Origin of the sequence: Clostridium gasigenes (assembly GCF_900104115.1) — a bacterium.
In the GTDB taxonomy this organism is placed as follows: Bacteria; Bacillota; Clostridia; order Clostridiales; family Clostridiaceae; genus Clostridium; species Clostridium gasigenes.
This window is the reverse complement of the sequence record NZ_FNJM01000002.1, coordinates 141340-161957: the sequence shown is the minus strand read 5'-3', so window position 1 is coordinate 161957 and position 20618 is coordinate 141340. Positions and strand designations below refer to the sequence as shown.

Here is a 20618-nt window from a genome sequence, read left to right as displayed (position 1 = left end):
AATAAAAAGGGGGATTTTAATAATGAAAAATTTTAATGTTATACCAAAGGCAGGCAAAGCCAAAAAAATATTTGCAGCGGCAATAGTAGGAGTAATGGCACTGGGGTTAATTGGATGTGGTAGCACTAAGGAAAATGACATGTTAGATGTTATTAAAAAAAATGGTAAGTTAGTAGTTGGATTAAGTGCTGATTATAAACCTTATGAATTCCATGCAATGATAGATGGTAAAGATCAGGTTGTAGGTTTTGATATTGATCTTGCTAAAGCGATAGCTAAAGATCTTGGAGTAGAACTAGAAATTAAGGAAATGGAGTTTGATTCATTAATAACAGCACTTCCAGCAGATAAAATAGATTTAATAATTTCAGGGATGAATCCTGATGAGAAAAGAAAGAAAGCAGTAGATTTCTCAGATATATATTATGTTTCACAACATGGGATTTTAGTTAGAGCAGAAGATAAAGATAAATATAAAACAGTTGCAGATTTAGCTGGTAAAAAGGTTGGGGCACAACTGGGATCAACACAAGAAGCCTTAGCAAAGGAAAAAATTGAAAATGCAGATATGCACTTGTTAGCTAATGTTAATGATTTAATATTAGAACTAAAAGCTGGTAAGGTAGAAGCTTTAATAATAGAAGCGCCAGTTGCTGAAATGGCAATTAAATCTAATCCAGAGCTTGCTCTTGCAGAACAAAGATTTACAGATGAAACAGGCGGAAATGCAGTAGGAATTAAGAAAAATTCACCTAAATTAGTAGCAGAAATAAATAAAACTATAAAAACACTAATGGATGATGGATCAATGAGCAAGTTTATAACAGATGCAATTAAGTTAACAGATAAAGAAGTTAAGGAATAAAAGTGATTTATTCACTTTTTAACACCAAGGGGGAGTAGGGCATGAAATTAGATTTTAGTTTTTTATCAGAGTATTTATCATATTTTGTTGATGGAGCAAAAATGACATTACTTATATCTTTAATAACTGTAATAGTTGGATCCCTTTTAGGGTCTCTTTTATTCTTTATGAAGAGTTCAAATATACAAATAGGCAAAATTAAACCTTTAAAAATTATAGCTTCTATTTATATAGAAATAATTAGAGGAACACCAATGTTACTACAAATCATGATAGTTTATGCTGGATCTGATATAGTATTTGGATTAGATTTATCGCCATTAACATCGGCAATAGTAGCAATATCTTTAAATTCAGCAGCATATGTTTCAGAAATAGTAAGAGCTGGAATAGAAGCGGTTGATAATGGGCAAATGGAAGCAGCTAGAAGTCTTGGAATGAAGAAAACACAAGCTATGATACTAGTTGTTATACCTCAAGCTATAAGAAATATATTACCTGCAATAGGTAATGAGTTTGTTACAATTATTAAAGAATCATCAATGGCATCAGTTATTGGAGTTGGAGAGCTTATGTTTGCAGCTAAAGTTGTTACAGGAGCAACATATATACCATTAACACCACTAATTGCCTCAGCCATGTTCTATTTTGTTATGACATTCTCACTTGGAAGACTTATGAGTTATATTGAAAGGAGGCTTAAAGCTGGTGATATACGTTAAGGATTTACACAAAAGTTTTGGAAAAAACGAAGTTTTAAAAGGTATAGATGAGCATATTAAAAAAGGTGAAGTTGTAGTTGTAATTGGACCTTCCGGATCTGGAAAAAGTACTTTCTTAAGATGTTTAAACAGACTAGAAGAGCCAACCTCTGGAGAAATAATTTTTGAAGGAATAAATATAACAGATAAGAAAAGTGATATAAATAAAATTAGAGAAAAAATGGGTATGGTGTTTCAACAATTTAACCTATTCCCACATAGAAGTGTACTACAAAACCTAACAATGTCACCTTTAAATGTTAAGAAAATTCCTAAAGAACAAGCTGTCAAAAAGGCTATGGAGCTTCTTAAGAGAGTTGGATTAACAGAAAAAGCAGAAGCATTTCCAGCATCTTTATCAGGTGGTCAAAAGCAAAGAATTGCAATTGCAAGAGCACTGGCTATGGAACCGGATGTTATGCTTTTTGATGAACCAACTTCAGCCTTAGATCCAGAAATGGTAGGGGAAGTTTTAAATGTTATGAAGACATTAGCAAAAGAAGGAATGACAATGGTTGTTGTAACACATGAAATGGGATTCGCAAAAGAAGTTGGAGATAGAATTCTATTTATGGATGGCGGAGTAATTGTGGAACAAGGAAAACCAGAAGAGATATTCACAAACCCAAAGAATCCAAGAACAATAGATTTCTTATCTAAAGTTTTATAAATAGACAGAGTACTATAAATAATGGGAACTATATTTAGTGTATAACTAGGTGCTACAAGATGATTTATAAAATCATCTTGTAGCACCTAGTTTTTTCAAGTTATTAAGAAATCATTTTAGATATCAAAAGAAGAATTTGATATGATTATTTTAAGTATGGTTGAGATTGCACATAGATTATTACTTGTTTATACATCTATCCTTTTAACTTTTTTATAACACTTATTTTTTTGAAAGTGACTTAGTTAATTTATTAGTATGACTTAATTGTATGTTGTTTTATATATGTTAATGGAAATAGTAATATGTAATAGTATAAGTTAAGCTTGTCTAGTATTTTTATATTTTATTAATCTTAATATTGCATATAAGGTAAATATTGTAGTATAAGTGATTAACTTTATCCAATCTATATTTTTTTTGCTTAACAATATAAGTAAAATATGAACATATGTTATAAAGTAAAAAAGGTAAGATGTTCTTTGCAATTTATTCCATTGATGCCAGTCCATTTTACTCTTAACTTTTTTTAATGAAGTGATAAATAATGGTATCATTATAATAAATCCTATAATTCCAAAAATCACGTATGCAACATAAATTGCAGATAATTTTTGATCAATTATTTTCATTATAAAACGAACTAGGTATATAACTCCATGGGGGAATAGAAGGATAGCTGCTATAATAGCTAACTCGCCTCTAATAATTAATAGTTTTTTTGTTATTTTCCACCTCGATTGTAAAGCGCCTGCAAACATAACTAAAACAAAAATTGATATTGAAAAAATACCTTTTATAGATGCTTTTTCAATATAAGAAATAAATCCATAAAGCTCCATATTAGAAGTTATTTTTAAAATCTCATAAATTGTTGTACTAATAGCTATAAATGCGGATAATGAGTAATAAAACCAATAATGCTTTTTAATACTTGTTGTAAAAAGCAATGATAAAATTGTTGCTAAAATTAATGAATAAATCAAAATCATGGTAGTGCTCCTTTTTAAATGTTGTTGATAATCAATATCAAGTAGATTATAGGTGAATGTTTTAATGAAGTCAATAGGTATTTTTTTGAAAATCCCTAAAGGTTTATAATGTATAAATTAGACTTTACACTTAAGTTATTTATTGATAATAAAGGATTAACTAAAGATGTCTTGATTCAATTATGTTATAATTTTATTAGTAAAGGATGTGGGTAAATGAGTAAATTAGTTAAGATACAAAAACCTAAGTTTATAGATGATTTGGAAGATATAAACAATATGTATGAAGAGATAATTATAGCTGATAAAATTCAAAATAAGCTTATAGAAAATATAACAATTGAGGATAAAAAAGATGTAGGGATAACTATAGATTCATGTATTTTTAGGAATGTAATATTCAATAAGTGCTCTTTTAAAAATGTAGATTTATTAGATGCTAAGTTTGAAAATTGTGATTTATCTAATAGTAATTTTAGTGGAGGGAGTATACATAGAGTTGAGTTTATTAATTGTAAGCTACTTGGAGCAACTTTTGATGAAAGTAATTTAAAGGATGTTTTATTTCAAAAGGTATTAGGAAAGTATTCCAATTTTTCTTTTGCTAAGTTTAAATCTGTAAATATTATTGAATGTAACTTTCAAGAGGGAATATTTCAGCAAGTTAAGAATGAAAAGATAGTTTTGAAAGATACTGATTTAACTAACTCATATTTTAATAAAACTTCTTTAGATAAAATAGATCTTACAACTTGTGAAATAAGTGGAATTGATTTAGAAATAGATGACATAGGGGGAGCAATAGTAACAGCTATACAAGCTTTGGATTTAACAAGGATGATGAGGCTAGTGATAACGTGTTAAATATGACATGTTAGATGAAATAGTAAATATGTTAGAAGACGCTGATTATTATTTTACAGAGTTGAATTAATTAAGAATTGATTAATTAGTTTAATGAGCGTTATGGTATAATTAGAACATAAGAAAAAATGGACTGAATATTTTAAAAAAATGTTTATATGAGAAAAATACAAAGGGTTATATCTGACGAAAAGGAAAAAAATATGATAAGAGTTGTAGCAGGGATAAAAAAAAAGATAAAATCCATCTATGACTATTTCATAATTAAGTATTTACTTACGCGTTAATCAGCAGATGTTATATCAAACTATAACAGGAAGTACCAGTTTATAATAGGTGCATTAATAAATAATTATATAGGAGATGATTTTAGTGTGGTTTAGAGTACAAGGTCAAGAAGTTTTAATAGAATCAAAATTTATTTTCATAAATAAGGCAAAGGCAAAGGTTAAGAAGGCAAAGGTTACTATTAATTGTAGCATAACTAGTAATAATCCATTGATAAATGCAACTTTTTTAGGTATGTATGAAAGTGTTGAAGAAGCTCAAAGGATATTTGAGGACATACAAGCAAATATAGTTCAAGGTAATAAATTATATATAATGCCATAAAGCATTAAAATCGATAAAAAATAGCAAGACAATATGTTAGTATATTTGACTTGTTATTTTTTTATGCGCTACTATACTAATTAGTTTTTTTAAAGATACCAAAACGTATGAAAGCCTGAGAGTTGAGTAATTGAGTTTTTAGGCATTTGGATTGTTGCATTATAAACATTTAGAAAATCGCCAATTCCCATAGTGAGGCTAAAAGTGGCAAAACTAATTGCTATTTTTGAAATTACAGAAAATTCAAGGGAATAAAAAGGAATAAATGTTATATATTAAAAAAAGATATGTATAATAAATATATATATAAATTACATTCAGTTGTAGTAATAGGCATTAATAATTAAAATTTAATCTATTTTACAATGCCTTATTTTAATTAATAGGAGAAGTGTAATAATGAAAAAAATAATAAATATAATATTAATACTAATATTGTTTTTTTGTGCATATAAAGTAGTGGCAAAAATATATAGATATATTTATGATTCTAATAAATATGAGAAAATTAGAATAGAAAAGATGGAAATAGATGAAACAGAAATAAATGAAATAGAAACAGAAGAGGTGAAAGTAGATAATTTATATCAAAATTTTAAAAATAAGAATAACGATTATGTGGGATGGATTACAGTAGAAGGCACAAATATTGATTATCCAGTAGTTCAAGGTAATAATAATGATTTTTACTTATATAATGATTTTACAAAAGAAAAGAGTAGTTCAGGAAGTATTTTTATGGATTATAGAAATGATATTAAAGATGATTCAAATATAATTATTTATGGACATAATATGAAAAATAAAACAATGTTTAATAATTTAACTAAATTTAAAAATCAGGATTTCTTTGAAAAAAATAAAATAATTACTTTAAAGAGTAATAATGAAATAAAAAGATATGAAATATTTTCTGTATATGTTACCGATGCAAAAGAAGAATATTTAGAATATAACTTTGCAAATAAAGAATCATATCTAACTTATTTAAATAAATTAGAAGTAAAATCACTACATTTAAACAAATTAGATATAGGCGAAAAGGATAAAATTATAACATTGACTACATGTAGTTTTGAATTTAATGATGCTAGAATTATGGTTAATGGAAAACAATTGGAGTAAATGGATGACATAAATCAATAGGTAGGGTTATCTTCAATTTAATAAGATTAGAGTTTATACAGTTAAAATATAATTTATACACTACAACATTAAAAAAATAAAACTTATAATAATATATGTAAACGATATTTGAAATGTATTGCTATTTTTAATATAGTATAACAAGTTCCAAATAATGGAGGTTTTAAAATGTATTATGAACAGTTTATAGATGGATATAATCCGAAAATATTATCTTTAGTTAATAATATAAAAAATGGAATATTAATAGCCGCTACAATAAGTTATATATTTATTAGTAGCTTAATTTCAATAGGACTTATAGTATTATATTTTATTATTTATATATCAACTTTAAATATATATGTAGAATATGAATATGGAATAACAGATAATGAGTTAGATATATTTAAAATATCAAACAAAAAAAGAAGAAAATTAGTAAAGTGTATAGAGCTTAATAAGGCAGAAATACCTATAAGCTTAAATGATTTTAATCAAAATAGATATAAGGGCACAAAAATATCAAAAGTTTATACTAAGAAATATGAAAAGTGTGATAAGCAAGTGATTATATTAAAAGAGTCAGCTACCACAAAGATTTATGAGTTAGTGTTAAATGAAGAATTACTAGATTATATCTCAAGAATAAGGAGAGTATGAATATTTTAATAGATAAGTAATGGTGGGTAGTTGATAAATATATAGGGGGAAATAAAAATGAAAAATTATATTGCTTTTGACATTGGAGGATCTTCAGTTAAATTTGGACTTGTAAATGAACAAGGAGAAATATTAGACAAGGGATCGTTTAAAACACCAAAAGAAGACTTTGATATACTTATTTCGAAAATAGTTGAAGTTGTAGATAAATATAAAAAGAATATGAAATTACAGGGGATAGGCTTAAGTTGCCCTGGAGCTGTTAATAATGAGGAGGGAATAATATATGGAGCATCAGCAGTGCCATATATACATGGACCTAATTTTAGAAATATATTAAAAAAAGCTACAGGTTTAGATATGTCTATGGAAAATGATGCTAACTGCGCAGCTTTAGCAGAAGTTTGGATGGGTGCAGCAAAAGATAATAATGATGCACTTTTTTTGGTATGTGGAACAGGTATAGGTGGAGCAATTATAAAAAATAAGAAATTACATTTAGGAACTAACCTACATGGTGGAGAATTTGGATATATGATAATGGAAAGTGATATAGAAAAAGGAATAGTCAAAAATTATAGTGAAGTTGCATCTACTTTTTCTATTGTTAAAAGAGTAGCGCAATATAAAAATATAGATACTAGTAAAATTGATGGGAAAAAAATATTTGATATGGCTAAAGACGGAGACAAGGATTGCTTAAGAGCAATTGACGAATTTTATTATAAATTAGCTTTAGGAATATTCAATTTACAATATGTATATGATCCAGAAGTAATTGTTATCGGGGGAGCTATAAGTGATCGTGAAGATTTAGTAGATTGTATAAATGCAAAACTAGAACTTATATTAAAACAAGCAAAAATAGCTAAGATAATGCCAACTGTTAGAAAATGCGTTTATTCAAATGATGCTAATTTAATAGGTGCAGTGTATAACTTTAGCATGCGTCATTAGTATATTAAATAATTGTATATGATATTTAAAGATAGAGATTTATTTCTCTATCTTTCTTTCGGTAGATTACTAATTTTCATTTTAAAGGTATCTATAATTTTGATATACCCATGATGTAATAAGTTTATTTTATAATGCCTTAGATCATGGGTATATTAATAACTATAATTTAATTTTTTTCTCTATCATAGCATCATATATAAAGTGTGCAAATAGTGAGTTAGACCAAGCAAACCAATCTCTTGTGAATTTGGTTGAATTGTCGCAGTGGAATCCTTCATGCATAAAGCCTGTACCACCATGGCTATTTATTAATATATTTATTAAATCTTTTATTTTTTGAGTATTATTAGTTGTAAGTCCATTCATTGAAAGTGCTATATGCCATATATATTGGGGTGGTGTATGTGGGCTACCTATCCCTTTAGCTACTGTACCTTCATAGTAGAATGGATTGTTTTTGCTTAATATAAACTTTCGTGTGTTTTGATAAATTTCATCATCAATTCCTCTAAATTCTAAATATGGAATTGATAAAAGGCTTGGAACGTTAGCGTCATCCATAAAGTTATAGTTGCCTAAGCCATCTACTTCGTAAGCATAAATATCTCCAAATTCTTCATTATGAACTATACCGAATTTCTTTATGCCTTCTTCAATTTCAAGTCTTAGTGAGTTAGCTTTTTCTTTAAGTTCTAAATCTTTATATATAACTTCAGAAATTTCTTCTATATATCTTAGTGCCACAGTAGCAAACATATTAGCTGGAATTAAGTATCCATATTGGCAAGCATCGTCACTTGGTCTAAAACCAGACCAAGTCATCCCTGTAAATGAAACTGGGTTTCCAAGGCCTCCATTGCATAAAGTATCTGTTTTTGAGCAGTTTAATCTTTGGAATGAGTAATCAGATTTTTCAAAATGGTTTTGTTCAGTTTTCCATAAATCAATAATAATATTAAAAACATTTCTTATTTCATCATTAAAGAAAGTGGCATCACCGCATTCTTTCCAATATTTATGTGTAAGTCTAACTGGGTAACATAATGAATCTATTTCATATTTTCTTTCCCAAACCCAAGGGCTATCCTTTGTTAAATCATTATCCCATTTTTTACCGTTAGCTTCTTTGTTAAAAGCATTTGCATAGGGATCTATAAGAATACATTTCATTTGCCTTTTTATTAACCCTGTAAATATATCTTTAAGTTCAACGTGATCTTTAATAAAAGGTAAATAGTGTTCTATTTGAGAGGTAGAATCACGAAGCCACATAGCAGGAATATCCCCTGTTATTACAAATGCATCATCAAAAGATACATCAACTGTAGTTTCTATTGTATTAATAAAACAATTTAAAAATATAGATTTAAGTTTTTCATTTTCTATAGAGTTGGTTAAGTTTTGTCCTATTTCGCTTATTGTAGATTTAATAACCTCTAATTTAGTATTTGTTATAGTAGTCATAAAAGTCCTCCTAGTATAATAAGTTTTGTAGTTAGGTATCTTCAAAAAAATAACTAGTAAGATTTTTTGACTTGTTATTTGATTGAGCCTTATGTAAATGCTACGATGTCTTAGTTGTTTCTAGTTCAAGAAGCAATGCTTTATTAGTAAAGCTAAGTAAAAATGCAAATATACTTGAAATAAATAGTATTATTGTACCTGGAGTCATTTCAAATAAAATAAGTGAAAATATAATTATTACTATATTAGATATAGTAATAATTGGTCTAGTAAAGACTAGAATAAGTGAAGATTTAACAATGGACATATTTGTCATAGTAAATCTACTTATTAATATATATATATAGGGTGTCATTAATAAAAGAATAATGGTTAGTGAGGCAAATAAGCATGTTGAAACTAAACTATATTTTGAAGTGGAGAAAAATTTTATATTAGAATAAAGTATAAATACTACTATTAGTTCAGAGCACCATAAGAAAGTAGCTTGTTTAAAATTTAATTTTAAACCTTTAATAAAATCATTTATAATATTTAAATCTTTATTTCTAATTAATTTCCCAGTGCAGTATAGTAGTGATGTTAATGATGGGCCAATAGGAATTAAGCATATTAAAAACAAAGGGAAGTATGAAGAAATATTACTTATTCCGAGGAAGAGAAAGAATGATACACTTGGTATATTTAAGATCATAAAAAATAGATTCAATAAAAAAAACCAGAATATATAATTAAATATATCAAAGATTTTATCTAAACTAAAAAAGTCTCCCATGAATAATGCCTCCTATGTAAAAGTTTACTTTAATTATAATAAAGTATATTATAATTAATGTTAAAATTCAAAGTTTTATGTCCAAATTATAGAGTATTCTAAAATAAGTCCACTAAAACAATAAAATGTCATACGGATAAACCTTTTCATTAAATTTTAATTATGGTTAAATGTAATTATGAGTCGAAGTATAGAAGATGTTGTAAAAAACAGTAAATAGCATAGGGGATTTAAAAAACTATATAAGTTCTAATTAGTAATTTACATTAATTTAATACAGCTAGACGTATAGATCTAAGGTATCTAGAGTTTAATATGTATATTAACTTATATAGTTGTTTATTTATACATTCTTAAGGTTAGAGGAGTGAAGAAATGCGTATAAAAAAATCTATGATATATAAAAGAATATTTGGTGTTTATATGATAATGGTAATTTTTTTAATATCAAGTTTAGATATTTATATTATAAAAAAACAATTAACTAATATTAAAAAAAATAGTTTATACATAAATCAAGAGATTGCCTATGATGTAAATGAAGAAATAAATAACATAAATAATAGTACAAACTTAATAGTTAAAAATATGTATGATGATAAATATATTATTAATGATGTAATTGATTTCTTAGATGTGGATGGGATAACATATTTAAAGCGAAAATTAGATAAATTTTCTAGTAGTAATGAGTATTTTTACAAAGGAATTGAAAAATTCACCAAAGATTCATTTAATATGAATGACGCTTTGATTAATATTTCATTTATTAGTTATAGTAGAGATGAAGAGAGCTCGTTTAATAGAAGAAATCAAATAAAAGTAAAAGAAAATAAAAGGGATTACTTAGGAGAAGAATATAACTTTTCTAATATTGTATGTCAAAAAAATAGTATAAGGTATATTAGAGAAATAAGAGAGCCAACAACACTTAAAGCTAAAGGTGAAATAATATGTACATATGATTTAAGTAAAATTAGGAAAATTATTAGTACTTATGAAAAAAAATATGAAGTTATGATATTAGATGATAATGAGAATGTTGTTTATGATTCTAATGATGATTATGAATATGAAAAATATTCTTATTTTTCAAAAGTGATGGAGGCTAAGGAAGAAGTTCAGTTAGATAAAAATTATTATATAACTAAAGCTGTAAATGCCTCGGCATTAGTAACTATAGTAAAGACTCAGGAAGTCAAAATGAGAAATTTACCAAAAGAATTTTTTAGCTCTTTATTTTTTATAGATATTTTACTTTTTATAATAGTAGAAGGTGTGCTTTATATAAAGCTTAAAAAACTTAGTGATAGAACAGATACCTTATTACTGGCAATGGAGAGGGTTAAAAATGGAGAACTTAATATTCCAATTCCTATAACTAATGAAAATGATGAAATAAATTATATTTCTCAAAATTTTAATGATATGTGTAAAAAATTAAACGAACATATTGAAAAAAGCTATTTAGCAGAATTAAATCAAAAAAGTGCCGAAATGGTAGCTCTTCAAAATCAAATTAATCCACATTTTTTATATAATACATTAGAATCTATAAGAATGAAAGCTATTTGTAATGGGGATAAAGAAGTTGGAAAAATGTTGTATATATTAGCCTTTTTATTTAGACGGCAACTAAAAGAAAAAAATATTATAACTATTAGGAGTGAGTTAGAATATTGCGAGAAATATTTAGAAATATTCAAATTTAGGTACGATGAAAAATTTGAGTATACTATAAATTGCGATGAACAGCTTTTAAATAAAGAAATAATTAAATTTACTATTCAGCCACTTATAGAAAACTACTTTGTTCATGGAATAAGACTTGAGAATGATAATAATAAGCTAAGCATAGAAATAAGAATAGAAAATAAAGATATTGTTATATGGATAAATGATAATGGTGCTGGGATAGATGAAGAGAAAATTAAAAGTATAAATGAAATGCTAAAGACAAGAATTAATTTTGGGGAATCTATAGGACTTTTAAATGCTCATGAAAGAATTGTGATAAAGTATGGAAAAGATTATGGAATAAAATTGATTAATAATAAAAATAAAGGTGTAATGGTTGTTATAAAAATACCATGCAAAGAGGTAGATAAAGATGTATAAAGTTATGCTAGTTGATGATGAAAAATTAATATTACAAGGGTTATTAAAGATTATTGAATGGGATAAAATTGGATTAGAAGTTATACAAACTGCTGATAATGCAATAAGTGCAATAGAACTGTTTAGGAAAAATCCTGTTAACATTGTAATTACGGATATTAGTATGCCTAAAGTAACTGGACTTGAACTTATAAAACAAATTAAAGCTATAGATGAAAATGTTAAATTTATAATATTAAGTGGATATGATGAGTTTTCATATGCGAAAACTGCTATGAAGTATAAGGTGGAAAATTATATATTAAAACCAATTAATGAAGAAGAGTTGGAAGAGGCGTTAATAAAAATTGTAAATACAATGAATATGGAAAAAGAAACACAAAGTTTATTGTTAGATAAAAATAGAAAACTTATTCAATTTATAAATGGAAAGATAGATAAGTCTGGGTTAAGTAAAATACATCAAGTTATTAATATAGGGTTAAATGAAAAAAGATATACAGTAAGTAGTATAACTTTTGGGCAAAGGGATAATAAAGAAAATATTAATATAAGTGATATTATTGAGAAAAACACTTATGGTAAGTGTGAGGTAATAAAAAACTATGATGGACAAGTGATAGTAGTGAATTCATGGAATGAAAATAATACTATTAAAGATGTTATGAATTATTTTCAGTCTATAAAGATCAATCTACTAGACGAACTTAATACTGATATTTTTATTGGTGTAGGAGATTTAGTAGATAGTATAGATAAATTAAAAGAAAGTTATAGTGTGGCAAATAAGCTTAAAAAATATATTCTAACAGAGGGATCTAATGCTTGTTTATGCAAAGAAGATGTTAGTAATATAAAAGCTAATAAAAGAAGTTTTTCAAAGGAAATAGAAGTAATAAATAAATTAATAATAGAAAAAAACAATAGTAAATTACAAGATTATATAGGGTTGTTGTTTGATGATTGTAATTTAACTCCTAAAAATATATATGATTTATCAATAAAGATAATATTTTGTGCAGATAAAATATCAGAAGAGTTTAAGCTTGATAATAAGTATAGTAAAGATAGCTTAAGCAATACTATAGTGGAACTTTGCAATGAAAGTACTAGGGATAATGTAAAGACTTTTCTAATTAGTGAACTCGAAGAACTTTTATTATTAATGAATGTAAACACAATTAAATATAGTCCTGTTATATCTCAAATTATGAAAAGTGTTAATGAAAAATATTATGAAGAGCTTAGTTTAAAGACCCTTGCTTGTCAATATAATATAAATAGTTCATATTTAGGACAGGTATTTACAAAAGAGCTAGGGGTTTCATTTTCAGAATACTTAAATAGCACTAAAAATATTAAGGCTAAAGAGTTAATATTAAATACTAATATGAAAATAAATGATATTGCTAAAGCTGTAGGATATACAGATACAAGTTATTTCTATAGAAAATTTAAGAAGTATTATGGGGTGTGTCCATCTACTTTAAGGGAAATAAAAAATTACTAAGGAATAGTAAAATTAATAACTAAATTTACTTCCTTGTCTATTACACACCAAAGGCGGGCAGGGCCAAAAAGCCTAAGAATCTTTGACTAGTTATTTATTTTACGCTCCCTAACAGGAGTTTTTTTTTGTGGAAAATTAGATGAGTTATTTCTAAACAAATAATAAATATCTAATTTATACACTAAACCTAAAAAAAATCAACTTTAAAAGACCGGGTTGGGTGTGATATATTTTATATAATAAAAGAAACGTTTACAAAGAAGAATATATAAAGGAGCGAGTGATAATATGAATAAAAATGTAGAGATAATTAAAGTTAATAAAAAATCAAAATTAAAAAAAATAAAAGAAAATAGAGAACTTCTATTGTTGACAGTTCCAGGAGCACTTTGGTTTTTAATATTCGCATATTTACCAATGTTTGGAGTTATAGTAGCATTTAAGGATTGGAAAATAAATGGTGGGTTCATGCAAAGTTTAATAACGAGCAAGTGGGTAGGTCTTGATAACTTCAAATTCTTATTCCAAAGTAGTGATGCATGGCTTATAACGAGGAACACAGTTGCATATAATCTGGTATTTATAGTACTTGGACTAGCCATACCAGTAACATTAGCCATACTACTAAAAGAAATTTTAAATAAAAGAGCAGCAAAGTTTTATCAAAGTGCAATGTTTCTGCCATATTTTTTATCATGGGTTGTAGTTAGTTATTTCTTATATGCTTTCTTAAGCCCGGGACAAGGTTTCGTAAATGGAATATTAACAAACCTTGGTATGGATACAGTATCCTGGTACACAGAACCTAAATACTGGCCATTTATAATAATATTTATGAGTCAATGGAAAGCTATGGGTTATGGAACAGTTGTTTATCTAGCAGCGATATGTGGTATAGACAAAACCTATTATGAAGCAGCTATGATTGATGGAGCTACTAAGTGGCAACAAATAAAATTCATAACAATTCCATTATTAAAACCAATATTAATAATAATGTTTATAACTTCAGTTGGAGGAATGTTTAGAGGGGATATGGGATTATTCTATAATCTACCTAAAAACTCAGGGGCATTATTCCCTGTAACAAATGTTATAGATACTTATGTATATAGAGGGCTTATGAACTTAGGGAATATAGGAATGAGTTCAGCTGCGGGATTATACCAATCAGTTGTAGGTCTTGTATTAATACTAGTAACAAACGGAATAGTTAGAAAAATTGATAATGATAATGCATTCTTCTAGAAAGAAAGGTGGGACACGTTATGTTAGAGCTATCAAATAGGAAACCAATATTTAAGAAAAAAAGAAAAAGTAAAAAGCCAGTAGAGGAGGTAAGTAGATTTAATTCAGTATCAAGAGGGACAAATGTAGGATTAAATATATTCTTTGCTATTTTAGCAGCTATAGCTATAATACCATTTATATTTGTGCTTATAATTTCATTAACAAGTGAGCAATCACTTCTAATTAATGGATATAAATTTTGGCCAGATGAATGGAGTTTAGAGGCTTATAAATATATTTTCACATCAAGTAGTCAAATAACCACAGCATATGGAATAACTATAATAGTAACTATAAGTGGAACTTTACTTGGTCTTGCAATAATGTCAACATACGCATATGCGCTATCAAGAAAGAGTTTTATTTATAGAAAATTCTTTACAAAGTTAATATTTATACCAATGTTATTCTCAGGTGGGATGGTGGCTTCTTACTTGGTAGTTACAAGGTGTTTAGGATTAAAGGATAATATATTAGCACTTATACTTCCTATATGTGTAAGTTCATTTAATATAATAATACTTAGGACATTTTTCAAAACAACAGTACCAGATGCAATTGTGGAAGCTGCAAAAATTGATGGAGCATCAGAGTGGGTAACATTTATAAAAGTAGTTTTACCTATATCAGTGCCTGGGATTGCAACTATAGGGTTATTTTTAACACTTGGATTCTGGAATGATTGGTTTAATGCTATGTTATATATTGATGATAACAGCCTGATACCGTTGCAGTATTTACTTGTAAGGATGGAAACTTCTATGGAGTTCTTGGCAAATAATGCAACAACTATGGGAACTGGAGCAATTGAAGCTGCTAGTAAAATGCCAAAAGAAACGGCTAAAATGGCTATAGTAGTAATAACTACATTACCAATTTTATTTGCTTATCCATTCTTCCAAAAATATTTTGTTGGAGGATTAACTATTGGGGCAGTAAAAGAGTAAAAATTTCAACTGTAAATTAATAAGAATAAACAAAAATATAAGAATATAAGAGGTGTATAATTATGTATTATTTATTAGAAAGAATTGAAAAAACTTGTGAGGAAATAGCGAAGCATGTATATAGAGATGCGATTAAACTTGAAAAATATATGTATATAGATGGAAATTATCATAATATAGATGGAATTAAAGAAGCTCCAGCTGATGGCTGGAGAGAATTTAAAACAGAAGACCTTTGGGGTGGTAAGGATTGTCATGGTTGGTTTAAATGTGAAGTAGAAGTTCCAAAAAACTTTGAGGGAGAAACTATAGCATTACACTTCCATACCTTTTATGAAGGATGGGATGCAACAAATCCACAATTTAGTGTATATGTTAACGGAGAACAAATACAAGGTGTTGATATAAATCATAGAGAAGTTATATTAACTCATAATGCAGTAGCTGGCACAATATATATAATAGATTTACATGCATATGCAGGAATGCTTGCAGATAAGAAAGCTACATTACATGGTAAATTAGTAGTAATAGATATGGCTGCAAGAGAGCTATATTTCAACTTGAAAGTACCAGTTGGAGTTTGCAAGGAGTTAGATAAAGAAGATAAAAACAGAATAGATATGATAACAGTTTTAAATGATGCTATAAACTTAATTGATTTGAGACGCCCAAAATCAAAGGAATATGATGAAAGTGTAATTATTACAAACGATTATTTAAATGAGAAGTTTTATGGAGCATTATGTGGACATGAAGATGTTATTGCTACTTGTGTTGGACACACTCATATAGATGTTGCTTGGTTATGGACAGTTGCACAAACAAGAGAAAAGGTTGAGAGAAGTTTCTCAACAGTTCTTAAGTTAATGGAAGAATATCCAGAGTATGTGTTTATGTCATCACAACCTCAACTTTACAAATTCTTAAAAGAAGATCATCCAAAGCTTTATAAGAAAGTTAAGGAGAAAATTGTAGAAGGAGTTTGGGAACCAGAAGGAGCTATGTGGCTTGAAGCTGATTGTAACGTAACATCTGGAGAATCTTTGGTAAGACAAATATTACATGGTAAAAGATTCTTTAAAGAAGAGTTTAATGTTGATAATGAAATACTTTGGTTACCAGATGTATTTGGTTACTCTGCAGCAATACCTCAAATATTAAAGAAATCTGATGTAAATTATTTTATGACAACAAAAATAGCTTGGAATCAATTTAATAAAATCCCAAATGACACATTCAGGTGGCAGGGAATTGATGGAACTGAAGTATTAACTCACTTTATAACTACAACAGGGCCAGGACAAGAAAAAGAATCTCACTTCACAACTTATAATGGACACATTCAACCAGATGCAATAATGGGATCTTGGAGAAGATACCAAAATAAAAACATAAATAATGATGTTTTAGTTTCATTTGGATGGGGAGATGGTGGCGGTGGTGCTACTTTAGAAATGCTTGAAAATGGAAGAAGATTAGCTAAAGGTATCCCAGGAGCTCCAAGAGTTAAAATGGGAACATCATTAGATTACTTTAAGAGATTAGAAGAAAAAGTTGGAGAAAATAAAAAGTTACCAAAATGGGTTGGAGAATTATATCTTGAATACCATAGAGGAACATATACTTCAATGGCTAGAAATAAGAGAGATAACAGAGCTTGTGAAAACATATATACATCCGCGGAAAAGATAAATTCACTTGCAATGTTAGGAGGGAAAAACTATCCATATAACAGCATAAGAGATTCATGGGAAACAGTTTTATTAAATCAATTCCATGATATAATACCAGGGTCTTCAATTAAGGAAGTTTATGATGTAACTGAAGTTGAATATAAAGCTTTACTTGAAAATGGAACTAAATTAGTTAATGAGGGTGTAGAATATCTAGCTTCTAAAATAAATATAAAAGATAGAAGCGTTGTTGTATCAAATACTTTAGGATTTGAAAGAAATGATATAGCTACATTTGAAGTGCCAGCAGATATAATAAACCCAGCAGTAGTAGATAATAATGGAAAAGAAATAGTGTGTCAAAGAATAGCTGATAATAAGGCCATATTCTTTGCAACTAACATCCCAGCTAATGGATATACAACTTTTAAAATAGTTGAGGCTAGCAAAATTAGTGAAGAAAAAGTAAGTTTAACTGTTAATGGTGGAGAAAATAAGTTCTTTGCAGTTAAGTTTGATGATAAGGGACAAATAATATCATTTATTGATAAAGCAGCAAATAGAGAAATTTTAAAAAATGGAGCTATAGGAAATGAAATTCAAGCATTTGAAGATAAACCTATGTGCTTTGATAACTGGGATATAGATATATATTACAAAGAGAAAATGTGGAAAATAGATAATATAGAAAATATTGAAGTTATAGAAGAAGGTCCTGTAAGAAGTACTTTAAAGATTGAAAGAAAGTTCTTAGAATCAATTATTATACAAAAAATTTATGTATATAATGACCTTGGAAGAATTGATTTTGACACATATATTGATTGGAAAGAAGAAAATATATTATTAAAGGCAGCATTCCCAATTGATACAAATGCTTCAGAAGCAACTTTTGAAATACAATATGGAAATGTTACAAGACCAACTCATAATAACACTTCATGGGAAGTTGCAAGCTTTGAGGTTTGCGCTCACAAATGGGCAGATATTTCAGAAGGAGATTTTGGAGTATCAATCCTTAACAATAGTAAATATGGACATGATATTAAAGAAGGTAATATGAGATTAACCTTACTTAAATCAACTTCAGATCCAAACCCATCAGCTGATAAAGAAGAACATTACTTCACTTATTCACTATACAGTCATGTTGGAACTTGGAAAGAAGCAGATACAACTCAAAGAGCATATGAGCTAAATGTACCTTTATACACTAAGGTTGAAGAAGCCCATGCAGGTAAGCTTGCAGAAAATATAAGCTTAGTTAATGTAAATAAAAATAATATTATTATAGAAGTTGTTAAAAAGGCTGAAGATACAGACCACTTAATAGTAAGAATGTACGAATTCCATAATAAGAGAACAAATGCTACATTAGAATTCTTTAAAGATATTGAAGAAATATGTGAATGTAACTTAATGGAAAGAGATTTAGAAACTATTAATGCAACTGGAAATAAAATTGACTTTACAATTAAGCCATATGAAATATTAACATTTAAAGTTAAGTTAAAATAGTATAAGTTTAATGTACAAGGGGGCGCGCGTGAAACGCGTCCTCCATTTGTAAGGGATTATTTTCATAACTGGTGTGGAAACTATATAGAATTAATAGACTAAATATTAAAAAAGTTCACTATAAAAGCATAAAAATATGCATTATAATTATCTTGTAAACGTTATTAAAACGTTTAAAAATAAGGGGGAGGACTATAAAATGAAAAAAGTTAAAAAATTAATAGCCTTGGCTGCTTGTGGAATTATGTCAGCAAGTATATTTACTGGTTGCAGTGGATCTACGTCAGGAAGTAAGAGTGATGAACCTGTTAAACTAAAGTGGTACACAATTGGTGCAGAACCTAAGGATTTACAAGTAGTACAAGAAGAAGCAAATAAATATTTATTAGATAAAATGAATGTAACTATAGATATGCAATTTATTGATTATGGAGATTATACACAAAAGATGGGCGTTATAATAAACTCTGGAGAAAACTTTGATTTAGGATTTACATGCTCATGGGCTGGAGATTATTTGGGTAATGCTAGAAAAGGTGGTTTCTTAGAATTAAATGAATATTTAGAAACAACAGGCAAAGATATGAAGGCTGCAATAGACCAAAGATTTTGGGATGGAGCAACTATTGATGGAAAAATATATGCAGTACCTAACCAAAAAGAAATATCAACAGCTCCAATGTGGGTATTTACTAAAGAATATATAGATAAGTATAATATACCATATAAAGAACTTCATACCTTGCAAGATTTAGAACCGTGGTTAAAAGTTATAAAAGAAAATGAACCAAATATAGTACCTTTATATATAACTAAGGGGTTCTCCGGACCACAATACTTTGATCAATTAGTTGATCCAATTGGAGTGGAACATGGAGATGATACTTTAACTATAAAAAATATGTTTGAAACAGATCAAATGAAGAAAGATTTAGAAACTTTAAGAAAATATTATAAATTAGGATATATAAATGCAGATTCAGCTACAGCTCAAGATGATAAATCAATTAAGAGATTTGCAACTAAAGGTGACGGACAACCTTACGCAGAAATTCTTTGGTCTAAAGATTTAAAATATGAAGTAGTAGCAACTCCAATTATGGATTCATTTATAACAAATGGATCAACAACAGGATCAATGATAGCAGTATCAAGTAACTCTAAAAATAAAGAAAAATCAGTAGAATTCTTAAACCTTTTAAATACTGATAAAGAATTAAGAAATTTATTAAACTACGGTATTGAAGGTACTCATTATAACAAAATGGGAGAAGGTCAAATTGAATTAATAGAAGCTAACAGAAAGAACTATGAAGTTGGATATTACACATTAGGAAACTTATTTATTACAGATGTTTTAAGTAATGAACCATTAACTAAATGGGATGAATTTAGAGCATTTAATAATTCAGCAAAGAGTTCACCAGCTTTAGGGTTTAAATTTGATACATCAAAAGTAAGTAATGAAATAGCAGCTGTAAATAATGTTTTAGAAGAATTTAAAGCAACACTGTATAGTGGATCAGTTGATATTGACGAATACTTAGGAAAATTAAATAATAAGTTAAAAGAACAAGGATTAGATAAGGTTATAGCAGAAATGCAAACACAAATAGATGAATGGAAAAAGACTAAGTAGAAATATAGCAAAAGAAAACAAACTCTATGTGTTTACGTAGAGTTTGTTTTTATATAAGTTATGAAAAAATAAATAATAGACAAATTTGCTAGTCTATTATTTTCTTTCAAATCACTAATAGAAAGGTATATAGATTAGAAAATTTAAATTATTAACCAATATGGAGGTA

17 protein-coding genes and 1 pseudogene are annotated in these 20618 nt (G+C 27.6%); 14 read left to right on the top strand and 4 right to left on the bottom strand.

Annotated features, from left to right (window positions below):
- Positions 1 to 22: 22 nt before the first annotated feature.
- The 3 genes from BLS77_RS05735 to BLS77_RS05725 are packed head-to-tail and all read left to right on the top strand — an operon-like array spanning position 23 to position 2296.
- Positions 23 to 865: a transporter substrate-binding domain-containing protein gene (locus tag BLS77_RS05735; protein WP_089966848.1), complete on the top strand. Its 843-nt coding sequence runs from the start codon at positions 23 to 25 to the stop codon at positions 863 to 865.
- Positions 866 to 906: 41 nt separating this feature from the next.
- A complete protein-coding gene (locus BLS77_RS05730) occupies positions 907 to 1587 on the top strand; it encodes an amino acid ABC transporter permease (protein WP_089966845.1) in 681 nt (226 codons plus the stop codon).
- Positions 1574 to 2296: an amino acid ABC transporter ATP-binding protein gene (locus BLS77_RS05725; RefSeq protein WP_089966843.1), complete on the top strand. Its 723-nt coding sequence runs from the start codon at positions 1574 to 1576 to the stop codon at positions 2294 to 2296. Before BLS77_RS05730 ends, BLS77_RS05725 begins: the two co-directional genes overlap by 14 nt.
- A 320-nt stretch (positions 2297 to 2616) precedes the next feature.
- Here the strand turns inward: BLS77_RS05725 and BLS77_RS05720 are convergent, their stop codons facing one another.
- Positions 2617 to 3288 carry a ferric reductase-like transmembrane domain-containing protein gene (locus BLS77_RS05720; protein WP_089966841.1) on the bottom strand — a complete coding sequence of 224 codons (672 nt, stop codon included), beginning with the start codon at positions 3286 to 3288 and terminating at the stop codon, positions 2617 to 2619.
- 216 nt (positions 3289 to 3504) lie between these two features.
- Between BLS77_RS05720 and BLS77_RS05715 the strand changes: the two genes are divergently transcribed.
- From BLS77_RS05715 to BLS77_RS05695, 5 genes are all read left to right on the top strand, one after another.
- Entirely contained in the window at positions 3505 to 4152 is a 648-nt protein-coding gene (locus BLS77_RS05715; RefSeq protein ID WP_089966840.1) for a pentapeptide repeat-containing protein, read from the top strand.
- A 372-nt stretch (positions 4153 to 4524) separates the two neighbouring features.
- Positions 4525 to 4764: a hypothetical protein gene (locus tag BLS77_RS05710; protein WP_089966838.1), complete on the top strand. Its 240-nt coding sequence runs from the start codon at positions 4525 to 4527 to the stop codon at positions 4762 to 4764.
- A 399-nt stretch (positions 4765 to 5163) separates the two neighbouring features.
- Positions 5164 to 5889 carry a class B sortase gene (srtB, locus tag BLS77_RS05705; RefSeq protein WP_089966836.1) on the top strand — a complete coding sequence of 242 codons (726 nt, stop codon included), beginning with the start codon at positions 5164 to 5166 and terminating at the stop codon, positions 5887 to 5889.
- Between the two features lie 189 nt (positions 5890 to 6078).
- Positions 6079 to 6552: a hypothetical protein gene (locus tag BLS77_RS05700; RefSeq protein ID WP_089966834.1), complete on the top strand. Its 474-nt coding sequence runs from the start codon at positions 6079 to 6081 to the stop codon at positions 6550 to 6552.
- A gap of 57 nt (positions 6553 to 6609) precedes the next feature.
- Entirely contained in the window at positions 6610 to 7509 is a 900-nt protein-coding gene (locus BLS77_RS05695) for an ROK family protein (RefSeq protein WP_089966832.1), read from the top strand.
- A 162-nt stretch (positions 7510 to 7671) separates the two neighbouring features.
- On the opposite strand, the gene BLS77_RS05690 is transcribed toward BLS77_RS05695, so the two are convergent.
- The 3 genes and pseudogenes from BLS77_RS05690 to BLS77_RS20525 all read right to left on the bottom strand — a co-directional run.
- Positions 7672 to 8976 (bottom strand): glycoside hydrolase family 125 protein, encoded by a 1305-nt coding sequence (locus BLS77_RS05690; protein WP_089966830.1) that lies wholly within the window; start codon positions 8974 to 8976, stop codon positions 7672 to 7674.
- Between the two features lie 100 nt (positions 8977 to 9076).
- Positions 9077 to 9292 carry a hypothetical protein gene (locus tag BLS77_RS20270; protein ID WP_242873959.1) on the bottom strand — a complete coding sequence of 72 codons (216 nt, stop codon included), beginning with the start codon at positions 9290 to 9292 and terminating at the stop codon, positions 9077 to 9079.
- A gap of 126 nt (positions 9293 to 9418) precedes the next feature.
- Positions 9419 to 9751: pseudogene (locus BLS77_RS20525) on the bottom strand (DUF624 domain-containing protein); the annotation flags it as partial.
- Between the two features lie 375 nt (positions 9752 to 10126).
- On the opposite strand from BLS77_RS20525, the gene BLS77_RS05680 reads away from it, so the two are divergent.
- The 6 genes from BLS77_RS05680 (at position 10127) to BLS77_RS05655 (ending at position 20449) form a co-directional block, all read left to right on the top strand.
- Complete coding sequence (locus BLS77_RS05680) at positions 10127 to 11869, top strand: sensor histidine kinase (RefSeq protein WP_089966826.1); 1743 nt, start codon at positions 10127 to 10129, stop codon at positions 11867 to 11869.
- The gene (locus BLS77_RS05675; RefSeq protein ID WP_089966824.1) at positions 11862 to 13379 is read left to right on the top strand and encodes a response regulator transcription factor; all 1518 of its coding nucleotides are present in this window, start codon (positions 11862 to 11864) and stop codon (positions 13377 to 13379) included. The genes BLS77_RS05680 and BLS77_RS05675 overlap by 8 nt, the downstream gene beginning before the upstream one ends.
- Before the next feature lie 288 nt (positions 13380 to 13667).
- Positions 13668 to 14627: an ABC transporter permease gene (locus tag BLS77_RS05670; protein ID WP_089966822.1), complete on the top strand. Its 960-nt coding sequence runs from the start codon at positions 13668 to 13670 to the stop codon at positions 14625 to 14627.
- Positions 14628 to 14647: 20 nt separating this feature from the next.
- Positions 14648 to 15616 carry a carbohydrate ABC transporter permease gene (locus BLS77_RS05665; RefSeq protein WP_089966820.1) on the top strand — a complete coding sequence of 323 codons (969 nt, stop codon included), beginning with the start codon at positions 14648 to 14650 and terminating at the stop codon, positions 15614 to 15616.
- A gap of 62 nt (positions 15617 to 15678) precedes the next feature.
- The gene (locus BLS77_RS05660; protein ID WP_089966819.1) at positions 15679 to 18810 is read left to right on the top strand and encodes an alpha-mannosidase; all 3132 of its coding nucleotides are present in this window, start codon (positions 15679 to 15681) and stop codon (positions 18808 to 18810) included.
- Positions 18811 to 19009: 199 nt separating this feature from the next.
- On the top strand, positions 19010 to 20449 hold the full coding sequence (locus tag BLS77_RS05655) for an ABC transporter substrate-binding protein (protein ID WP_089966817.1): 1440 nt from the start codon (positions 19010 to 19012) through the stop codon (positions 20447 to 20449).
- Positions 20450 to 20618 lie beyond the last annotated feature (169 nt).